This is a genomic window from Roseovarius salis, from assembly GCF_044472985.1.
GTDB classification, from domain to species: Bacteria; Pseudomonadota; Alphaproteobacteria; order Rhodobacterales; family Rhodobacteraceae; genus Roseovarius; species Roseovarius salis.
On the sequence record NZ_JBISDG010000004.1, the window covers coordinates 1 to 16,137 of the forward strand.

The window sequence follows — 16,137 nt, forward strand, 5'->3', positions numbered from 1 at the left end:
ATAGGACGCCGACCAGTCCTTGTTCCGCGTCGGGTGGTTCGAGCCGTCGTAGTCGACGAGGTATGGCGGGTCGGTGGCGAACAGGATCGCCCGCTCGCCGTTCATCAGGCGGCGCACGTCGGCAGCGCTGGTGCTGTCGCCGCAGAGCAGGCGGTGCTCGCCGAGGATCCACAGATCGCCCGTCCGCGAGGCGGGATTGCGCGGCGGTTCGGGGATGGTAACCGGAGGCACGGAGCCCCCGGCGCCACCTTCTTCTTCACCGCCCCCGTCCGGATCGAAGGCCAGCAGCTTGTCCAGTTCGCCGTCGGAGAAGCCGACCAGCGACAGGTCGTAGTCGTCCGCGAGAAGGTCCTGCAGCTCGGCCGACAGCAGCGCCTCGTCCCACGTCCCGAGTTCGGTCAGCTTGTTGTCAGCCAGACGATAGGCCCGCCGCTGCGCCTCGGTCAGATGCGCCAGCACGATCACCGGCGCCTCGGTCAGTCCGAGATGCTCGGCCGCCAACACGCGGCCATGGCCCGCGATCAACTCGCCGTCCTCGGCCACCAGGCACGGCACGGTCCAGCCGAACTCGGCCATGCTCGCGGCCAGCTTCGCGATCTGGTCCGCCCCGTGCTGCTTCGCGTTGCGGGCATAGGGCTGGAGCCTGGCCAGTGGCCATTGCTCGATCCGCTCGGGGGCGAAGGCGAGGGTCATGCGTGATCCTGTCGATGCTGTTCGCGCGGTGGCGCTGGCCGCGCTGGACTCCCGCGGCCCGGACTCCACCGGGGTGGATACCCTGGCTTCCGGCCGGACTCCGGCATCCGCGGGGTATCCACCCCGGGCGGCCGGTCAGGTGTTTGATTTTACGAGGGTTTCAGGTTGTCGCGGGTGGACCCTGGACTCCGGTGGCTTCCCAAAAAATCGGCCCTGTCGCTGGCGACATTTCGCGCCACGCCCGCCAGCATACGATGTCGCCAGGAAGGACCCGCGAATCCGGCTGCAAGGGCTGGTGGGCGGCGGACAGCGGCCCGCAAGGAAAGGATAGGCGCCTTTCCTTTTCTAACGGCCCCGCCAACGAAAGGATGGTTTTGCCCGGGACCGCGCCGCGCGCGCCTCTCCCGAGTATACCCCGTTTGTAGCCCGGCAAAGCCGTTTCTGTCCCATCGAAAAGTGTCCGCCGGACACCTTACCCGGTGGCGCGACCTCTTACGCGCCACCGGCCAGTTCGATCACGCGCCGCTTGGAGAGGTTGCGATTGAACCGCCGCTTGTTGAGCGTCAGCGAGATCACGCAGAGCCCGTAGAGCCAGTGCTGGTGGGCGGCCGAGCGTTGCAGTCCGACCGTCCAGCAAATGGTCTTCCACCGCTCGCCGTAGGCCTTCATCCAGACGATCTTGCCGTCGTCAGGATCGAGGCAGGCGGTCCAGGTCAGCGTCTCCTCCATCCGGCTGATCGCCTGCGGCGAGGGCAGCACGCGCATGGGCTTGGGCTCCTGCCCCACCTTGTCGGCGAAGCTGTGGACGATCTCGGGCCAGGTGCTGAAGTAGCCCTGCCGTCGCGGCTCGGGCAGGCGCTTGAGCACGAAGGCCGCTTCGGCGAGACGGGCCTCGACGAGGGACGGGGTCCACTTATCCATGGTCGCCTCCCCGGCCTTCCTGCTGCGGCCCGTAGAGCTTGTCGCCGAGCTGGCGGAGCAGTTCCCGCTCGGGCCATGTCAGTCGCTCGTCATCGAGGGCGACGGCCAGGACGCGCTGCTCGCGCCAGCCGTCACGCTTGACCTGTTCCGGATCGCGGCGCTGGCCGCCGTAGCCCCTGGGGTGCCACCTCATTGCACACCTCCTTCCGTCTCGATCGCCCAAAGCAAAATCGCGATGGCGTCGGCCTCGTTGTCGTCGGCCGGCGTAAAGCCCCGGGCCTGCGCCGCCGCGATCATCGCGGCCTTGTTCGCGTTGCCCTTGCCGGTGGCGTGGCGCTTGATCGTGCCGACGGGGACGCCCTGATAGGGGACGCCCCGCAGCTCGGCCCAGGCGGTCAGCGTGGCCATGAGCCCGCCATAGACATGGGCCGCATCGGTCGCCGCGTGGCGGCGGACCTCCTCGAACCAGATGCTCGCGATCGGCCCGCTCAGGCGGTCGAACTCCGAGAGCCAGTTGGTGAAGCGCAGGTATCGCATCCCGCCCCCGTCGAAGCGGCCGGGGCGGAAGCTGGCCGTGCCGCTGAGGATCATCCCGTCCGCGTCACGCAGCGCCCATCCGGTGGTGGTGCCGAGATCGAGGGCCAGCACGGGGCGCCCGGAGGTCGACCGGACGGGGTGCATCGGTTGGGCGTCGGTGACGGCGGTTGCGGATGTTGAAAGGTTCATGGCGACGATCTCCCTTGCGATGGACGGGGTGGACGGGGGGCATCGGCAGCACGCGCGCGTGAAGCCCCGGGGGGTGGGAGTGGAGAACCCGCCTTGCGGCGTTCTCCCCACCCCCGAAGGGGGTGGCTTTCACCCCCACAACTTCGGATGACCCGTAAGGGCCTGCGAAAATTGAGAATTTCGAAGTTGGGAAGCCCGTTGAGCGCCTGCGCTTTCCCAACTTGAAGCTGCGCAGTCGGGCGGGCTCCGTCGCAATGGCGCGCAGGGAGTTGGGAAAACCCTTCCCAACTTGAACCTGCGTGCCGGGCCGAAGCCGCGCGGGCCGGTGCGCAAGCAGTTGGGAACGGCATTCCCAACTCTCCCAACTTGAAGCTGCGTGGTTCTGCGCAGGGCCGATCCGTCATGCCTCGACCTCCGGATAGACCCAGACGGCGGGGTTCTCGACGGGCAGCGCGGCGCCGCTCTGCGGGCATTTGTAAGTGCTGGGCAGGACGGGGATGCGCGCCGGGCGGACCTCCCCGGTCTCGGGGTCGACCTCCTCCGCGCCGGTCGGGAACACCATGCCCTCGACGCAGAGATAGCCGAACCGGGAGGTGGAGCGCGGCAGTCCGAACGGGCTGCCGTCACGCACGAACTTGATGTCGCCCTTCGTGGCGAGCACGCCGATGCGGTCGCGGATCGTGTCCTTGCCGCCCAGACCCGCCTGGTTCTCGTAGCTCTCGGCGAAGCTCAGCGCGGTGTAGAGCTTCCCGCGCGACGCCTCGTCGAGCAGGAGCTGGAGGATCACGTCGCGCTTGCGCAGCCGCTCGGCGTCGAGCTTCTCCCCGAAATCGCGGCGCACGATGCGCTCGCCCGAGGGGTCGAGCTCCACCCATCCGCCGTCGCGCTTGTCGATCAGTTTGGCGGGCAGCGCGGGTCCGTTGCGCAGCTCGATCTCGAGGCGCCGCTCGGGGCGCTCCTCGTCGGGGCGGTGCAGGATCAGGCCGGAGGTGTAGAACCCGCGCAGCGCGCTCGCCCCGGAGAGCGCCAGGAACGGGTCCTCGCGCAGCTGGGTCTTGCCGAGCTTGCGCGTGTGGTGGGCGAGGATCACGCCGCAATCGGAGTTGACCGCCTCGCGCAGCGGCTCGACCCGTTCCTGCAGGAAGAACATCATCGCGGCGTTGTCGTTCTCGCCGCCGCCATCCGGGCCGCCGTCGAACAGATTCCGGATGGGGTCGATGCAGAGGATGTCGACTGGCGGATCGCCAAAGGCGCCCTGGACCGCATCGATCACGGGCGGCAGGCCGTTGGCATCGAGCAGGAGCTTGAGCTTGGGCGTGGCGACGAACCCGTCGCGCGCCGCGGCGAGCAGATGCGGCGCGAGCCGCAGCGCCTGCAGGCGCTCGCGCAGGTAGTGATACTGGATCTCGGCCTGCAGGTAGAACACGCGCAGCGGCCGGGGCGGCGCAAAGCCGAGGAAGGGGGCACCGGCCGCCATGTGCACGAGCCAGGAGATCAGGAAGTCGCTCTTGCCGACCTTGGGCGCGCCGCCCAGCACCATCAGACCGCCGGGCGTGAGCACGCGCGGGGCGATGATGTCCTCGGGCATCGGGCTCGTGTCGTCGAGCAGCGCGCCCAGCGTGAAGGCCTCGACCAGCGGGGCGTGCCGTGCGGCCTGCGGCGGGCCGTTGCGCTCGACATGCAGCGCCCAGAGCCGCTCGGTCTCGCGCGCGAGGCGGTCAAGCGGCCAGGACGGGCGGAGCATCGCGGCGTTGTAGCCGCAGATCGCCTCCCAGCCCTCGGGCCCGGACAGGCGCCCTTCATGCACCAGCCGCAGGAAATGGCCGATGGCCGCGCTGGCCCCCTGAAACCGGGTCCAGTCATCCGCACCCGCCGCGCGGACCGGGCTCGTAAGGACCGCGTCGATGGCGGGCTTGTCGCCCGGCGCCGCGGCGGTGCCCGCGACGGTGTCCATGGGCGGCATTGCCGCCACGGCCTCGGCGAACTCGGCCAGATCGACCTCGTGATCGGCCTGCTCGGCAATGCGGACGAGGCGCTGGAACCCGCCCTTGTGGTAGACGCTGCCGGCGACGCGGATGGGCTGGTGGACATGCTGCTAAGTGCACAACAATTAGTAAGTGCGTAGGAATACGCTCCTGCATCTTGATCCAGGTGGTCCTTGCCCCCATACTAAACGGTGCTCAGATCAAAAGGGGTGACGCACATGTTTAAGATTGAAGGCTTGGACAAGCTGCAGCGCGATCTGCAGAAAGCACAGGATGCATTGAGCGAACTTGATGGAGAAATCGGAAGTGTGTCCTTCGATTCTGATGATCCCGCGAGTATTGACGCCGCAATCACATCGATGGAGAAGCTGATCGATAGCAAGCTTGCTGGCTTTGAAGATAGCGATATAGTGAGCTCTCTCGCAGAACAAATGAAGGAACAGTATCGCACCGCCATTTTGGAGAAAGCCGCCGAAGCACGGATCAAGGGTGATGAATGACTGGCTCCCACGGTCTCTTTAAACAGATTAATAACACGCTTCTCGACCTCCAGCAGTCTGATCTTCAGTCGTATCCTGCTCAGATTAAACGGCTGGGACGACTACTTCAGCATGAAGACCTGCAGCCATTTGTTTCAGAGCTTACTGCAGAGGTCGACTTTGAAGAGTTCATTGCAGAAAGTGAGAAAACACAGGGAGGGATGGTTGGAAGTGCACGTCTCGTATGGCCTGACGACGACGTTCAAATCCTTGGCCTGAAACTTTTGTTGGTTCTTAGATTCAGCGAGAATCCAGACTACATGGCAGAGTTTGGTTACAAGTTCTTTTGGACTGGCAGCAAGAAGATCATGAGCGGTGTTCACTCTGTAACAAGCCAGATCGTGTTGCCATTTTTCAGGGACTTTAAAGACTACGTCGAAAACAACGCCGATGTTCAGCCAGCCCTAGTGATACCGATGTCAAACAAGGTCTTTATTGTTCACGGACATGATGGTGAAGCCCGCGAAACAGTTGCCCGCTATTTGGGAAGTATTGGTTTTGAGCCTATAATTTTAAACGAGCAAGCCAACCAAGGACGAACGATCATCGAAAAGGTGGAGGCGAACGCGGATGTTGGATTTGCAGTTGTCCTTCTGACACCGGACGATGTCGGTCGCGCCAAAGACTCTGAGGACCTAGAACAACGAGCACGACAGAACGTTTTGCTTGAGCTTGGGTATTTCATTGCCAAGCTTGGTCGAGAAAGGGTCTGTGCGCTTCGCCGCGGTCAAGTGTCGATCCCAAGCGATTTTGCCGGTGTTGTTTGGGAGGCTATGGATGATGCTGGCGGTTGGCGGCAAAGGCTTGGCCGTGAACTCCAAGCAGCTGGGCATCATGTTGACTGGAACAAGGTCATGCGCTGAACCAAGCCGGGATGCGCCGAGATAGTCACGCGGTGGCGTCGCTGCGCGTTCGGCCTCGAGCGCGGCGTCCACGGCCGCGTTGATGCGCTCGGCGATGCCGGGGCGGGGGTTGTAATCCAGCGTCAAAACGGGACCTCCGGCGCATTGGCCCGGGCCTGGTCGGCCATGGCCTCGCGGAAGCCCTCGACGGCCTCCTCAATCAGCGCGCGCACCTGCGCCTCGGTCAGATCGGCGAGCTGCGTGCCCCAGCCGATCTCGTCCATCAGCAGCGCCACCCGCTTCATGGCGGCGGTGACCGCTGCGCGTTCCTCTTCGGTGAGATCAACCATGCCGACACACGCGCGCGCACGGCGCGTCCAGTCGCTCTGGCAGGACATCGAGCAGAACCAGACCGAGGGCCGGGGCCGTTTGGAGCGCACCGGATCGCGCCAGCCAAAGCCATGCGGGAGCTGCCCACAGACGGCACAGAGCGTGCCGCGCGGATGCCAGAGCCGATGCCGGTCCGCGGCGGAAAGACGGGAATTCGACGCCATGGCTCATGCCGCCCTCACGACGGTGTCGGCCTCGCCGTCCGCCCCAAAGACGAGCGCGCGGATCGCCGGTCGGTTGAAGCGGAAGGAGAGCAGCGCCGAGGCCTGATAGCGTGTGAGCCCGAAATCCTGCCGGTACTCGGCCGGCAGCCAGGCGAGCTGCTTGTCGGTCGGAGGCTGGTTCAGCCAGCGACGGGTCTTGTGGGCGCTCTCGTCACTCTCGTGCTCGTTGAGCCAGTCATCGGCCGCCGCAAGGCAGACGGTGCGCTCCCCCACCGCAAGCAGCCGCGGGCGGGCGCGTTGCACCCCGCCGACCGCATACCAGCGACCGTTGAGGAAGAAGACGCCGCCCCAGGCGCTGAATCCGCCCGCCATGAGCGCGCCGTCGTCGCCGAAGAGATCCACCCAGCGGAAGCTCGAGCGCTTGAGCAGATCGATCTCGGACATCACGAATGCGCCGAGCGGATCGCCGCCTGCGTCCGCCTCGCGCTCCCAGAGATACCCGCAGAGCGGGCACTCCATCGTGGCGATCGGCACCTGCGCGCCGCAGTCGGGGCATTCCTTGGCGGGCGCGTCGCCCGTCACCTCGCGTCCGTCGAGGTCGACATCCTGTTCCAGCGCCCCGTGCATCAGCGTCGAGGTCCCGAAATCCAGGACGATGCAGTCGGTCTTCACGACGCCGGGGTGCTCGGCCGGGTCCACGGTGCGCAGGCCGCGGCCGACCATCTGGATCATGGTCGACTTGTAGGAGCTGGGCCGCAGCAGCACGACGCAGGAGGTCGGCGGGTGATCCCAGCCTTCGATCAGCACCGCGACATTGACGATGACCTGCACATCGCCGGCGGCGTAGGCCGCGAGCGTCGCGCGCCGTTCGCCGGCGCTCATGTCGCCATGGACCAGCCCGGAGGGCGCCCCGGCCGCCGCGAAGGCCGCAGCCACGTTGCGCGCGTGATCCACGGTCGAGCAGAACACGACGGTCTGGCGGTCGCCCGCCTTCTCCTTCCAGTGCCGGATCACCGCCTCGGTCACGAGCGCGCGGTTCATGATCGCGTCGACCGCCTCCATGTCGAAATCGTCGACGGACTTGCGGACCTGCCCGAGCTCCTCCTGCACGCCGACGTCGATCACGAAGGTCCGCGGCGGGACGAGATGACCCGAGGCGATCAGCTCGCCGATCCGGATCTGGTCGGCGACGTTGGAGAAGACCGGGCGCAGCGCCTTGCGGTCGCCCCGGTTCGGCGTGGCCGTCACGCCGTAGATCCGGCAGTCCGGATTGCGGTCGCGCGCGCGGTCGATGATCCGGCGGTAACTCTCCGCGGCCGCGTGGTGGGCCTCGTCGATCACCAGCAGATCGAGCGCCGGCAGCGCGTCCAGATTGCCGGTCCGCGCGAGCGTGGGGACCATGGCGAAGGTGACCTGGCCGTTCCACGCCTTCTCCCGGGCATCGACGACGGAGGTCGTGATCTCGGGATTGATCCGCGCGAACTTGGCTCGGTTCTGGCTGGTCAGCTCGTCGCGATGGGCCAGCACGCAGGCCTTGGCGTCGCTGCCGCCCACCGCGCGCCCGGCGACGGCGGACAGCATGATCGTCTTGCCGGCGCCGGTGGGCGCGACTCCGAGCGCGTTGCCGTGGGTCTCGAGCGCAGACAGGCTGCGCTCGACGAACTGTTTCTGGCGGGGGCGAAGCAGCATGGCCGATCCCCCGTCACTGCGCCCAGGACGGCCGCCCGGGGGCGCCGGCCGAGGGGTGCGGGGCGGCAGCTTGCTGTGCCCCCGCCGAGGGTGCGGGCGCCGGGCGCGGCGCCGCCCCCATCAGGCTCGCATAGTCCTTGTGGTCGGGCGTGATGGCCCCGCGGATCTCGTTCTTGTCGTCACCGTTGGTGTCGGTGCCGATGTCGATCCGGGCGACGAACTCGAGCCCGTCGAGATCGGCGAAGCCGTTGATGCGCCGCGCGGCCTGCGCCTCCGGCGAGGTATCCTTGTCGGAAATCCCGCGGGCGGAGTTGAGAATGCCGCGCACGAGGCTGCGCCCCATGTTGGCCCAGTTCGGCCCGTTCGGGCTGTAAAGCCCGATCAGGCTGAACACCTTGCGGCGAGCATAGGGCCCCTCGAGCACGGTGAACTCGCCCGAGAGATAGACCGAGCCGGTGGTGCCGCGCGTGGCGTAGCCGCCGGTCCAGCCCTGGGAGGGGTCGTCGTAGCCGCCTGGGCGAAGGGTCAGGCGCACCTTCGCCAGCGTGCCCTTGGGGATGAGGTTGGCGTTGTTCTGGGCGTCGTTGAAATCGTTCCACGAACCGGACATGGCGGTGGTCCTTTCTGGTCTGTTCAGGTGTCGGATTGGGCGGGCGCGGCCGCAGGCTGCGCGAAGGTCAGGCGCTCGGAGGCGGGCGGCGCGGGCCGGCGGATCTTCTCCATCAGCCGGCCGAGATGCGGCTCCTCGAGCTGGTCGAGACGCCCCGATCTGTCCTTGGCCGGATAGCCCCAGGGGTTGAGGGTCTGGCAGACGAAGGCCCGATAGGGCGCACCGCCCTCGTCGCTGAGCTCGGCCATCGTGATGACCTCATCGACGATCCCCGGAAGCTCGAGGCCGGTCTTGGAGCCGTCGATCTGCGGCACGAAGTATCGCCGGTTGAAGTCGTCGAGCCGCTCGTCGAGGATCCCGACCAGCCAGACGCTCTTGGCCCGAGTGTGCTGGAGATGCGTGAGCCAGCCGATCATCTCGCGGCCGTGCAGACCGTAAGCGCCCCTGATATCGGGCTTGCCGGTCTTCTCCGACGTCGCCTCGGGCTGGCCCTTGCACCAGCCGAAGCAGAGCCGCCCCGCCACGGTGATCGAGTCCACGAAGATCGTGTCGTAGCGCTCCAGCGCGCCCGGATCGCCGAACTTCGCGCAGACCGCCTCGTAATGGGCCGCGCTGTAGGACTGGTCGTCCCGCAGCGCCGGATTGGGCCCGCCGATGAACACCGCGAAATCCCGGCACTCGGTCCAGGTGCGCGGCCGGATCGTGTCGCCCTGCCAGCCCTCGATCGCCAGATCGCCGGCCTCGAGATCCATGAAGAGCGTGGACTGCGCGTCAAGCGTCCAGAGCAGCGTCGTCTTGCCGATGCCCGACTTGCCGAAGATGCAGCCCTTGATCCCGCGCGGCTCGGCAAGCCGTGCATCGGCACTGATGATGGGAAGGGTCATTCCGGCGCCTCCCCGTCGCGGACCAGCCGGAAGGTCGGCTTGCCGGTGCGGACCGTGCGCGCCGTCTCGAACGCGCTGCGGATCGCGGGCGGCCAGGCGGTGTATTTCCGCTCGGGCACCTTCAGGCTGACATCGACATAGGCGTCGGGGTCGTCCCCCTCGGCCCGGATCCGCTCCACGAGTTCCGCGAGCTTGTCCTGGTCCCAGACGACTTTCTTCGGGAGTTCGGAGACGACGGTGACCGGACCGTCGGCGAAGCGTACGGTGCCCGTGTCCCTGCCGGCCTCATGGCGGGCCTGTGCCGCCCGGTCGCCGTACTTCAGCGCGATGGCCCCCTCGAGCCAGTCGCGCAGGCTCTTCGCGTCGCGCAGCGCCGCATCGGCGTCAGCCTGCAAGCGCGCGAGTTCCTCCGCGGGCAGGGCCGCGATGTCGCCGACGGCCGTGTGCCGGAGCGCGTCGAGCGTGATGGTGTTGGGAATGGTCATGATCACCTCCCTCACGCCGCGGGCTTGGGGGTGGTGTCAGCGGTGCTGGCGCGCAGCTGCGTGCGCTCGTAGGTCTCGACGTCCTCGAGCCGGTATACGACCCGGCCGCCGATCTTGATGAAGGCGGGCCCGTCGCCCGTCCAGCGCCAGCGCTCCAGCGTGCGCGGGCTGATCTTCCATCGAGCCGCCAGCTCGACCTGGTTGAGATGCGTGACTGACATCTGCGTCTCCTTCGCGTTTGGCCGAATGCCTGCGAACGAGACTGGGGGACCGCCCGGGAGGGCAGCGGGAGGAAGGAGGGAGGGGAGACGGGAGGAATGAAGATCCGGCGGTCCAGAACGAAAAAAGCCGCCCCGGAGGGCGGCGCTACATCCGTTGGAACGCCCCCTGGCGACGGCTACGCGGTGATCGTCGACAAGCGCATCGAGCCCAAACTGCTCTTGGAGTTTGAGGGCGACACCACCAACCGAGGCCGCTTGCTACGTTACGACCGGCCGGGAGCCGCAGGTCGTGTTGACCGACGCGAGAAGCGAGATCGAGTCCCCAATGAACCGACCCGGGCCGGGGCGGAGCTTTGCGAAGCCCTTGAAGGTTCGACAGTCATCGGGATGCCGGTTAGGCTACGAAACGAAAAGGGAAAATGGATGAGCCGGCCTGTCAGCTCAAGAACACCTATCCTCGGAGATGTCGGCGCAGTTTTCCGCGTGTCGGTCGCGATCGTCGTAGTCTTCGTCCTGGCGGCCGCGATGGCGCCGGGGCCAGTGGAGCGCGCCGCGCAAGCGGTGCTCCATGCCACGGCGACGAACGTCGGCTGGATGTACCTTCTGGTGATGAGCGGGTTCGTTTTCTTCGTGCTGTTCCTTGGCCTGTCGCGGATCGGGACCATAAGACTGGGCGCCCCGGACGAGCGGCCCGAATTCTCGTTTCCAAGCTGGCTCGCGATGATCTTTTCGGGCGGCATGGGCGTGGGGCTCGTGTTCTGGGGCGTCGCCGAGCCGATGATGCACTTCAACGCCCCACCGCTCGGCATCGGGTTGCCGCGAACGGCCGAGGCGGCACAAACCGGCATGCTCTATGCCTTCTTCCACTGGGGGCTGCACCAATGGGCGACTTTTGCGCTGGTGGGGCTCGCCCTCGCCTATGTCCGGTTTCGCCACAAGAGCCATGGCCTCATAAGCGAGACCTTCCGCCCTCTTTTGGGACCCCGCGTGGATACCGGCTGGGGCAAGGCCATCGACGTGCTGACAGTCGTCTCGACTGTATTCGGCGTGGCCACGACGCTGGGGCTTGGTGCACTGCAGATAAACAGCGGAGTCGCAGAGCTGACCGGCGTGCCCTACGGCTTCCCGGCACAATTGGTGATCCTTGCCGTCATCGGGGGCCTGTTCATGTTGTCGGCCATGACCCCGCTCGACCGCGGCATCAAGCTGCTGAGCAATGCCAACATGGCCCTCGCGGCGGCCCTTCTCGGATCGGTCCTGCTCTTGGGGCCGACATCCTTCATCTTCGGGGTCCTCACCCAGACCCTGGGCGAATACCTGGGTAACGTGATCCAGATGAGCCTTGTTACATCGCCCTATTCGAACGGGGCGTGGGTTGAGCAATGGACCATGTTCTACTGGGCCTGGGGTTTGAGCTGGGCGCCCTTCGTCGGCAGCTTCATCGCCCGGATCTCGCGCGGGCGGACCATTCGCGAATTCGTCCTCGGCGTAATGATCGTCCCGGTGGCGCTGAGCATGCTGTGGTTCTCGACCTTCGGCGGCGCGGCCATCCGGTTCGAGATCTTCGAGAACGCCGGCATCGCCGATGCCGTGGCGGCCGAGGTCCCGGCCGGGCTCTATGCCCTGCTCGACCAGTTGCCCGGCAGCGGGGTGCTCACGGTCGCATCCATCATCCTCGTCGGCATGTTCCTCGTGACCTCGGCCGACTCGGCCACATTCGTGCTCGGCATGTTCACCTCGAAGGGCGTACTCAACCCCACACGCGCGGTCCGGATCCTCTGGGGCTGCCTGCAGCTGCTGATGGTGGTGGTGCTGCTGATGACCGGCGGTCTGGAGAGCCTGCGGACGGTTTCGATCATCGCAGCCTTCCCGTTCATGCTGCTGATGATCCTGATCGCGGTCTCGCTGTACCTTGATCTTTCGCAGGAGATCGCGGCGCGCGACGAGAAGGCGCGGGTGCTCGAGCGGCGGATCGAACGCCTGCTGCTGCGGGAATCCGAACGCGTGGCAGCCGAGCAAGCCGAGGCCGAAGTTCATCCAACAGTTCCCGAAGGCTCTGAGCCGATGACCTTGCCAAGCTCGGAAGAGAACAGCGCCAGTAACTGAAAATCTGACGCCCCGGATAAATTTCCCGCTCTTTGTCGCCTTCTCAAGGATGACAGCGCATTTCTTGCAGCTTCAGCTGACCGGGCGCTCGCCTCACGGCCCCAGCAATTCGACCGGTGCCAATCTCTCCGGAAAATTCGTCAGCGGACGCCCAAGAGCGTCGGTGTGCAGGCGGTTTTCGCTGCATCTGCATCAGGTGGCTGTGTCCGCTGAGCGGCCGTCGATGGGATGCGCTCCAGACGACCGCCTTTGCCCTTCCCTGCCGGAAGCTCCGCGGTCTCGTTGGCAGTGCAGGTTGCCTATTCGATGCCTCCGCTATCTTGGCGCCTCACACCTCCAGCCAGCAACTCGTTCCGCTTTCCCTGATCACCTCGCGCCAGGTGGGATGGCCGCCGAAGAGGTCCTTCAACCGCTTCACGGACGCGCCGCACTCGGCCTCTTCGAGCACGCGAGCGACCGGCTGAAACGGGTCGCCAGCGAGCCATGCCCCGGCAAGCATTGACACGGCGACCTTCTGCTTTCCGCCGGTGAATTCGTGCAACCTGCCATGAACGCTCAGTACGCCACCGTCGCCCGATACCCACACCGGGCCCGTGTGATCCGGCCCCTTCATCAGGCGCGCTGCCAGGATGTCCGGAGCGACGGCGAGCCCATCCTCGTGATCGACCACATCCGACAGGGTGACGATTTCATGGCCCTTCACGAAGGGCGGGCGAAGCTGGTCCTGGCTGTCGAGGCAGATGACCACGCGAAGGCCCTCGGAGGGTCGGCGCTCGACGAGCCGGCGGAACTCCTCGAATGCCCGTGGCGTCGTCAGCCCGCGCACCACCCAGATCCCGACGCGCGCCCTGCGCCGCGGCAGGCGGGCCGTGCCGAAATCCAGAACCGCGCCGTCGAGGAATGGCACCGGCTCTCGGCCGAGCGAGCAGTCGATCCGCTCCACTACGCGTCTGGCCGCACTGGCCATGTCCAGCACATAGACCCGGCGGAGGGCGCTCTCTTCTTCGTCCAGCCATGCCGTGTTTCCGAGGTGGCCTTGGTCCCCGGTGATGGGGTGGGCCATGACGGCGACCGGGCTGTCGTCCAGATCGTCCGCGGCGACGGACGCCATGGTGCTGCCGTGTCGCACCATAAGACCGGCGTCGATCAACTGCCGCCCGGCGCCGCGCCTGTGCGCGAGGGCCATGGCCGAAACCCGCCCATGGCGAGTCCCGGCGATGGACGACAGCAGTCGGCGCGCAGCGGGATCAATCCTCGAAGAGCTGCGGGTCATCGACCAGGATCCCCCAACGGCGCAGGTATTTTTCGCCGATCATCTGCTCGGTCGCGGTGCGATCCTTCAGGTCGCAACCATGCGGCCAGGTGATGGTCAGGGTCAGCGTGCGCCGCCTTTCCCCGCCGGGGCGACGCGCGAGCTTCACCGCGAGCTTCGCGCGCGTCACGACGAAACCCTCGCGCAGGGGCGTGCGGTCCCCGAACATCTCGTCCGCCATCGACCAGATGGTGCCGTCGGCGCGCGCCATGTTCTCGAGCGTCACACGGCGGCTGCTGTCGTCGATCGGCATGAGCCGGAGCTCGCGCACCTCCACGTCCTCGATCCCGTCCTCCTCGTCGGCCGGGAAATCGTACGGCGCGAGCAGCACGGAGAGGTCGTAGCACCTGAGCGGCAGGCGGTTCTCCTTGAACTCGATACCGAGCAGATGCGTGACAGCAGACTTGGCAATCTCCAGGCGGGTCGCCTTGTCGTGTGCGACCACCTCGAGCCCGCCGGTCGCCGGCTCGTAGGTGAGAGCCGCCTCGAACACTGGGCGATAGGCCTGCCGCACGAGCGCGCCCTTGTCGTCGAACCGCAGAAGATCGTCCGGGCGCCCCTCGCGGTAGATCGTGACCTGGACGAGATCGCATTCGTCGCCTTCATGCGTGGTCCGCACCCGGTCGAAGATGTCGGCATGCACATGCGCGGCGCCGGAGTATTCCTTGATCGCCGAGACGAACGCGTGAACAGTGCCCGCGTCGCGGGGCACATCCCGGCCGGCCTCGCTCATGTAGCCGGCCCACATTCGGCCACGCCGCCGGTCTTCCGTGAAACGGACCTCTTCAGCATGGCGGAACCGGTCGGGCGCGTTGATGAACATCCACAGCGACCGCGCATGAGGGTTGGCGAGACCGTCGAGAAACGCGGGATCCTCGGCAACGCTGTAGAGCGCGGCCTGCCCGGGCGCGTCGGTCAGCGCGGTGACCCTCTCGGCATCGTTGACGACCCGGTCGCGCTGGGTCCGGGACATCTCCTCGATGGCGCTCATGAGCGGCCCGGGCAGATCGGCGTCCCGGACAGTCCAGTCGATCTCGGCCGGAAGGCCGATTTCCGGCCGGTCGAAGTATTCCCGAAGCCCCTCGCCGGGGGTCTTGCGAAGCAATGCAGACAGTGCGGTCACGCTGATCTCCTTTCTGGCGATTCCCACGATTGCTGATCTGCTAATCAGCGTATCTAGGGCCTGAGCGGAGTCAATCGAAAATATACGCACTTCCGCGGATTCGCGATCAGCCGTCGAATAGCGAGCCCTGCCCGCGGGTCGTCGTGATCAGGTTGAGCTTCAGCAACCGGATCCGAGCGGCCTCTTCGGAGACGGCGAACTGCTCCATGACCAGCTGCACCAACCGGGCTGCATGGTCCGATTCGGCATGGATGTTGCCGTGCAATTCGCGCGGACCGCAGTAGTCGGAGACCAGACGGCGGATCGGTGTCACCGGCATCAGCAGCGCGCCGCTGATATAGCCGGCCTGCCATTCCATCCAGTCGGACTGCGGGGCGTCCAGCATGGTGTCGCGCTTGGAGATCGCCTTGTTGGCGTTGAACCCGCGCTCCAGCATGTCGCCGGTGGCGAACTTCTCGGCCCATAGGGGCCCGTGGAACTTCACGTGCCCGAACTCGTGGGTCAGCGTGGTCCGGTACCGGTTCTCGCGTCGCGCGTCGGTGGAGATCTGCGCCGAGATCGACACATGGGGCCCGCGGTCGGGAAAGAACTCGGTGACGCCCTCGACATCATCACCATGCTTGGAAAGATCAGCGTAGCTGTCGAGTTCCTCTGCGTGCATCTCGACCAGTACGGTCAGGTCGTCGGTCGAGACCGGATACGCGACCTCTCCCCTGCGCTTGAGGAGAAGGCCCTGGATCAGCCCCTCGCACGCGCTGTCGAGCTCGCGCTCGTCGTAGAAGGGTCGCCTGGCGAAACGTCCCGTCTTGTCTGGGATCATCCGGACCATTTGAGCCCTCCTTACTTCTTCTTCAGCGCCTTCCTGAAATTGGCGAACGCCTCAACCACCTTCTCCTGGTCGTATGCTTCCGACCGAAGGTCATCCGGCAGGCGCCCCGCCAGCGCGAAGAGGTAGTCCTCAGGGATGTCGAGGATGCCGGAGAACTGCCGGATCAGATGCCCCGAACTGGGGCTGCGCCGATCGTGCTCGATGTCGTTGAGGTACTGTGGCGATATCGCGCCGCCTCCTTCTTCCTTCATGACGCGCGCGGCGAGTTCCTTCTGGCTCACACCGAGTGTCTTGCGGGCCTTCGAAATCGCCCGGCCGAAGGTCATACCGTCGGCAGACATGACCGGTCCATGGCTTGCTCTCCCTGTCACTCCGCTTGTTCGCGGATTTGCGAACTGATACGCCTTATCCCCAAGGGGATCAACAGTGAAGCGGGCTCGCGGCTGGTGGGCGGGGCCGACGGAGAGGTGTGCTGTGGGTTGCAGGACCGCGGACTTCTTGCTCAGCAGACGTCGCCAAGAAGCTGGGGCGCCGCCCTTCATTGGGCTCATTCCGCTAGATGAGACAGCGCGAGAGCGAGCCGTTGAGCGCACGCGACAGTTCTTGGGCGGTCGGCCT

At 66.2% G+C, this 16,137-nt stretch carries 17 protein-coding genes and 1 pseudogene; 3 read left to right on the forward strand and 15 right to left on the reverse strand.

What is annotated here, in order from left to right:
* The 5 genes and pseudogenes from ACH13J_RS02085 to ACH13J_RS02105 all read right to left on the reverse strand — a co-directional run.
* Positions 1-693, reverse strand: a pseudogene (locus ACH13J_RS02085) (DNA methylase); the annotation flags it as partial.
* 492 nt (positions 694-1,185) lie between these two features.
* The gene (locus tag ACH13J_RS02090) at positions 1,186-1,614 is read right to left on the reverse strand and encodes a DUF6362 family protein (protein ID WP_397541658.1); all 429 of its coding nucleotides are present in this window, start codon (positions 1,612-1,614) and stop codon (positions 1,186-1,188) included.
* Entirely contained in the window at positions 1,607-1,807 is a 201-nt protein-coding gene (locus ACH13J_RS02095) for a hypothetical protein (protein ID WP_397541659.1), read from the reverse strand. The genes ACH13J_RS02090 and ACH13J_RS02095 overlap by 8 nt, the downstream gene beginning before the upstream one ends.
* A complete protein-coding gene (locus tag ACH13J_RS02100; protein ID WP_449619222.1) occupies positions 1,804-2,340 on the reverse strand; it encodes a hypothetical protein in 537 nt (178 codons plus the stop codon). Before ACH13J_RS02100 ends, ACH13J_RS02095 begins: the two co-directional genes overlap by 4 nt.
* A gap of 400 nt (positions 2,341-2,740) precedes the next feature.
* A complete protein-coding gene (locus tag ACH13J_RS02105) occupies positions 2,741-4,294 on the reverse strand; it encodes an AAA family ATPase (protein ID WP_397541660.1) in 1,554 nt (517 codons plus the stop codon).
* Between the two features lie 249 nt (positions 4,295-4,543).
* Here ACH13J_RS02105 and ACH13J_RS02110 point away from each other — a divergent pair, with 249 nt between their 5' ends.
* Together ACH13J_RS02110 and ACH13J_RS02115 are read left to right on the forward strand one after the other, a co-directional pair.
* Complete coding sequence (locus tag ACH13J_RS02110; RefSeq protein ID WP_397541661.1) at positions 4,544-4,825, forward strand: hypothetical protein; 282 nt, start codon at positions 4,544-4,546, stop codon at positions 4,823-4,825.
* Positions 4,822-5,727: a TIR domain-containing protein gene (locus ACH13J_RS02115; protein WP_397541662.1), complete on the forward strand. Its 906-nt coding sequence runs from the start codon at positions 4,822-4,824 to the stop codon at positions 5,725-5,727. The genes ACH13J_RS02110 and ACH13J_RS02115 overlap by 4 nt, the downstream gene beginning before the upstream one ends.
* A gap of 122 nt (positions 5,728-5,849) precedes the next feature.
* Here the strand turns inward: ACH13J_RS02115 and ACH13J_RS02120 are convergent, their stop codons facing one another.
* The 6 genes from ACH13J_RS02120 to ACH13J_RS02145 are packed head-to-tail and all read right to left on the reverse strand — an operon-like array spanning position 5,850 to position 10,149.
* Complete coding sequence (locus ACH13J_RS02120; protein WP_397541663.1) at positions 5,850-6,260, reverse strand: DUF6511 domain-containing protein; 411 nt, start codon at positions 6,258-6,260, stop codon at positions 5,850-5,852.
* A gap of 3 nt (positions 6,261-6,263) precedes the next feature.
* Positions 6,264-7,949, reverse strand: a complete 1,686-nt coding sequence (locus ACH13J_RS02125) for a DEAD/DEAH box helicase (protein WP_397541664.1) — start codon at positions 7,947-7,949, stop codon at positions 6,264-6,266.
* A gap of 13 nt (positions 7,950-7,962) precedes the next feature.
* A complete protein-coding gene (locus ACH13J_RS02130; protein WP_397541665.1) occupies positions 7,963-8,559 on the reverse strand; it encodes a hypothetical protein in 597 nt (198 codons plus the stop codon).
* Positions 8,560-8,582: 23 nt separating this feature from the next.
* A complete protein-coding gene (locus ACH13J_RS02135; protein WP_397541666.1) occupies positions 8,583-9,443 on the reverse strand; it encodes an AAA family ATPase in 861 nt (286 codons plus the stop codon).
* Positions 9,440-9,928 (reverse strand): hypothetical protein, encoded by a 489-nt coding sequence (locus ACH13J_RS02140; protein WP_397541667.1) that lies wholly within the window; start codon positions 9,926-9,928, stop codon positions 9,440-9,442. The genes ACH13J_RS02135 and ACH13J_RS02140 overlap by 4 nt, the downstream gene beginning before the upstream one ends.
* Positions 9,929-9,939: 11 nt before the next feature.
* Positions 9,940-10,149, reverse strand: coding sequence for a helix-turn-helix transcriptional regulator (locus ACH13J_RS02145; protein ID WP_115395254.1), 210 nt, complete (start codon positions 10,147-10,149; stop codon positions 9,940-9,942).
* Positions 10,150-10,572: 423 nt separating this feature from the next.
* Between ACH13J_RS02145 and ACH13J_RS02150 the strand changes: the two genes are divergently transcribed.
* Positions 10,573-12,255 carry a BCCT family transporter gene (locus ACH13J_RS02150; protein WP_397541668.1) on the forward strand — a complete coding sequence of 561 codons (1,683 nt, stop codon included), beginning with the start codon at positions 10,573-10,575 and terminating at the stop codon, positions 12,253-12,255.
* Positions 12,256-12,583: 328 nt separating this feature from the next.
* Here the strand turns inward: ACH13J_RS02150 and ACH13J_RS02155 are convergent, their stop codons facing one another.
* From ACH13J_RS02155 to ACH13J_RS02170, 4 genes are all read right to left on the reverse strand, one after another.
* Positions 12,584-13,441 carry a hypothetical protein gene (locus tag ACH13J_RS02155; RefSeq protein ID WP_397541669.1) on the reverse strand — a complete coding sequence of 286 codons (858 nt, stop codon included), beginning with the start codon at positions 13,439-13,441 and terminating at the stop codon, positions 12,584-12,586.
* Positions 13,442-13,502: 61 nt separating this feature from the next.
* Positions 13,503-14,690: a hypothetical protein gene (locus ACH13J_RS02160; RefSeq protein ID WP_397541670.1), complete on the reverse strand. Its 1,188-nt coding sequence runs from the start codon at positions 14,688-14,690 to the stop codon at positions 13,503-13,505.
* 106 nt (positions 14,691-14,796) lie between these two features.
* Positions 14,797-15,519, reverse strand: a complete 723-nt coding sequence (locus tag ACH13J_RS02165) for an ImmA/IrrE family metallo-endopeptidase (protein ID WP_397541671.1) — start codon at positions 15,517-15,519, stop codon at positions 14,797-14,799.
* Between the two features lie 11 nt (positions 15,520-15,530).
* Complete coding sequence (locus ACH13J_RS02170; protein WP_397541672.1) at positions 15,531-15,860, reverse strand: helix-turn-helix domain-containing protein; 330 nt, start codon at positions 15,858-15,860, stop codon at positions 15,531-15,533.
* Positions 15,861-16,137 lie beyond the last annotated feature (277 nt).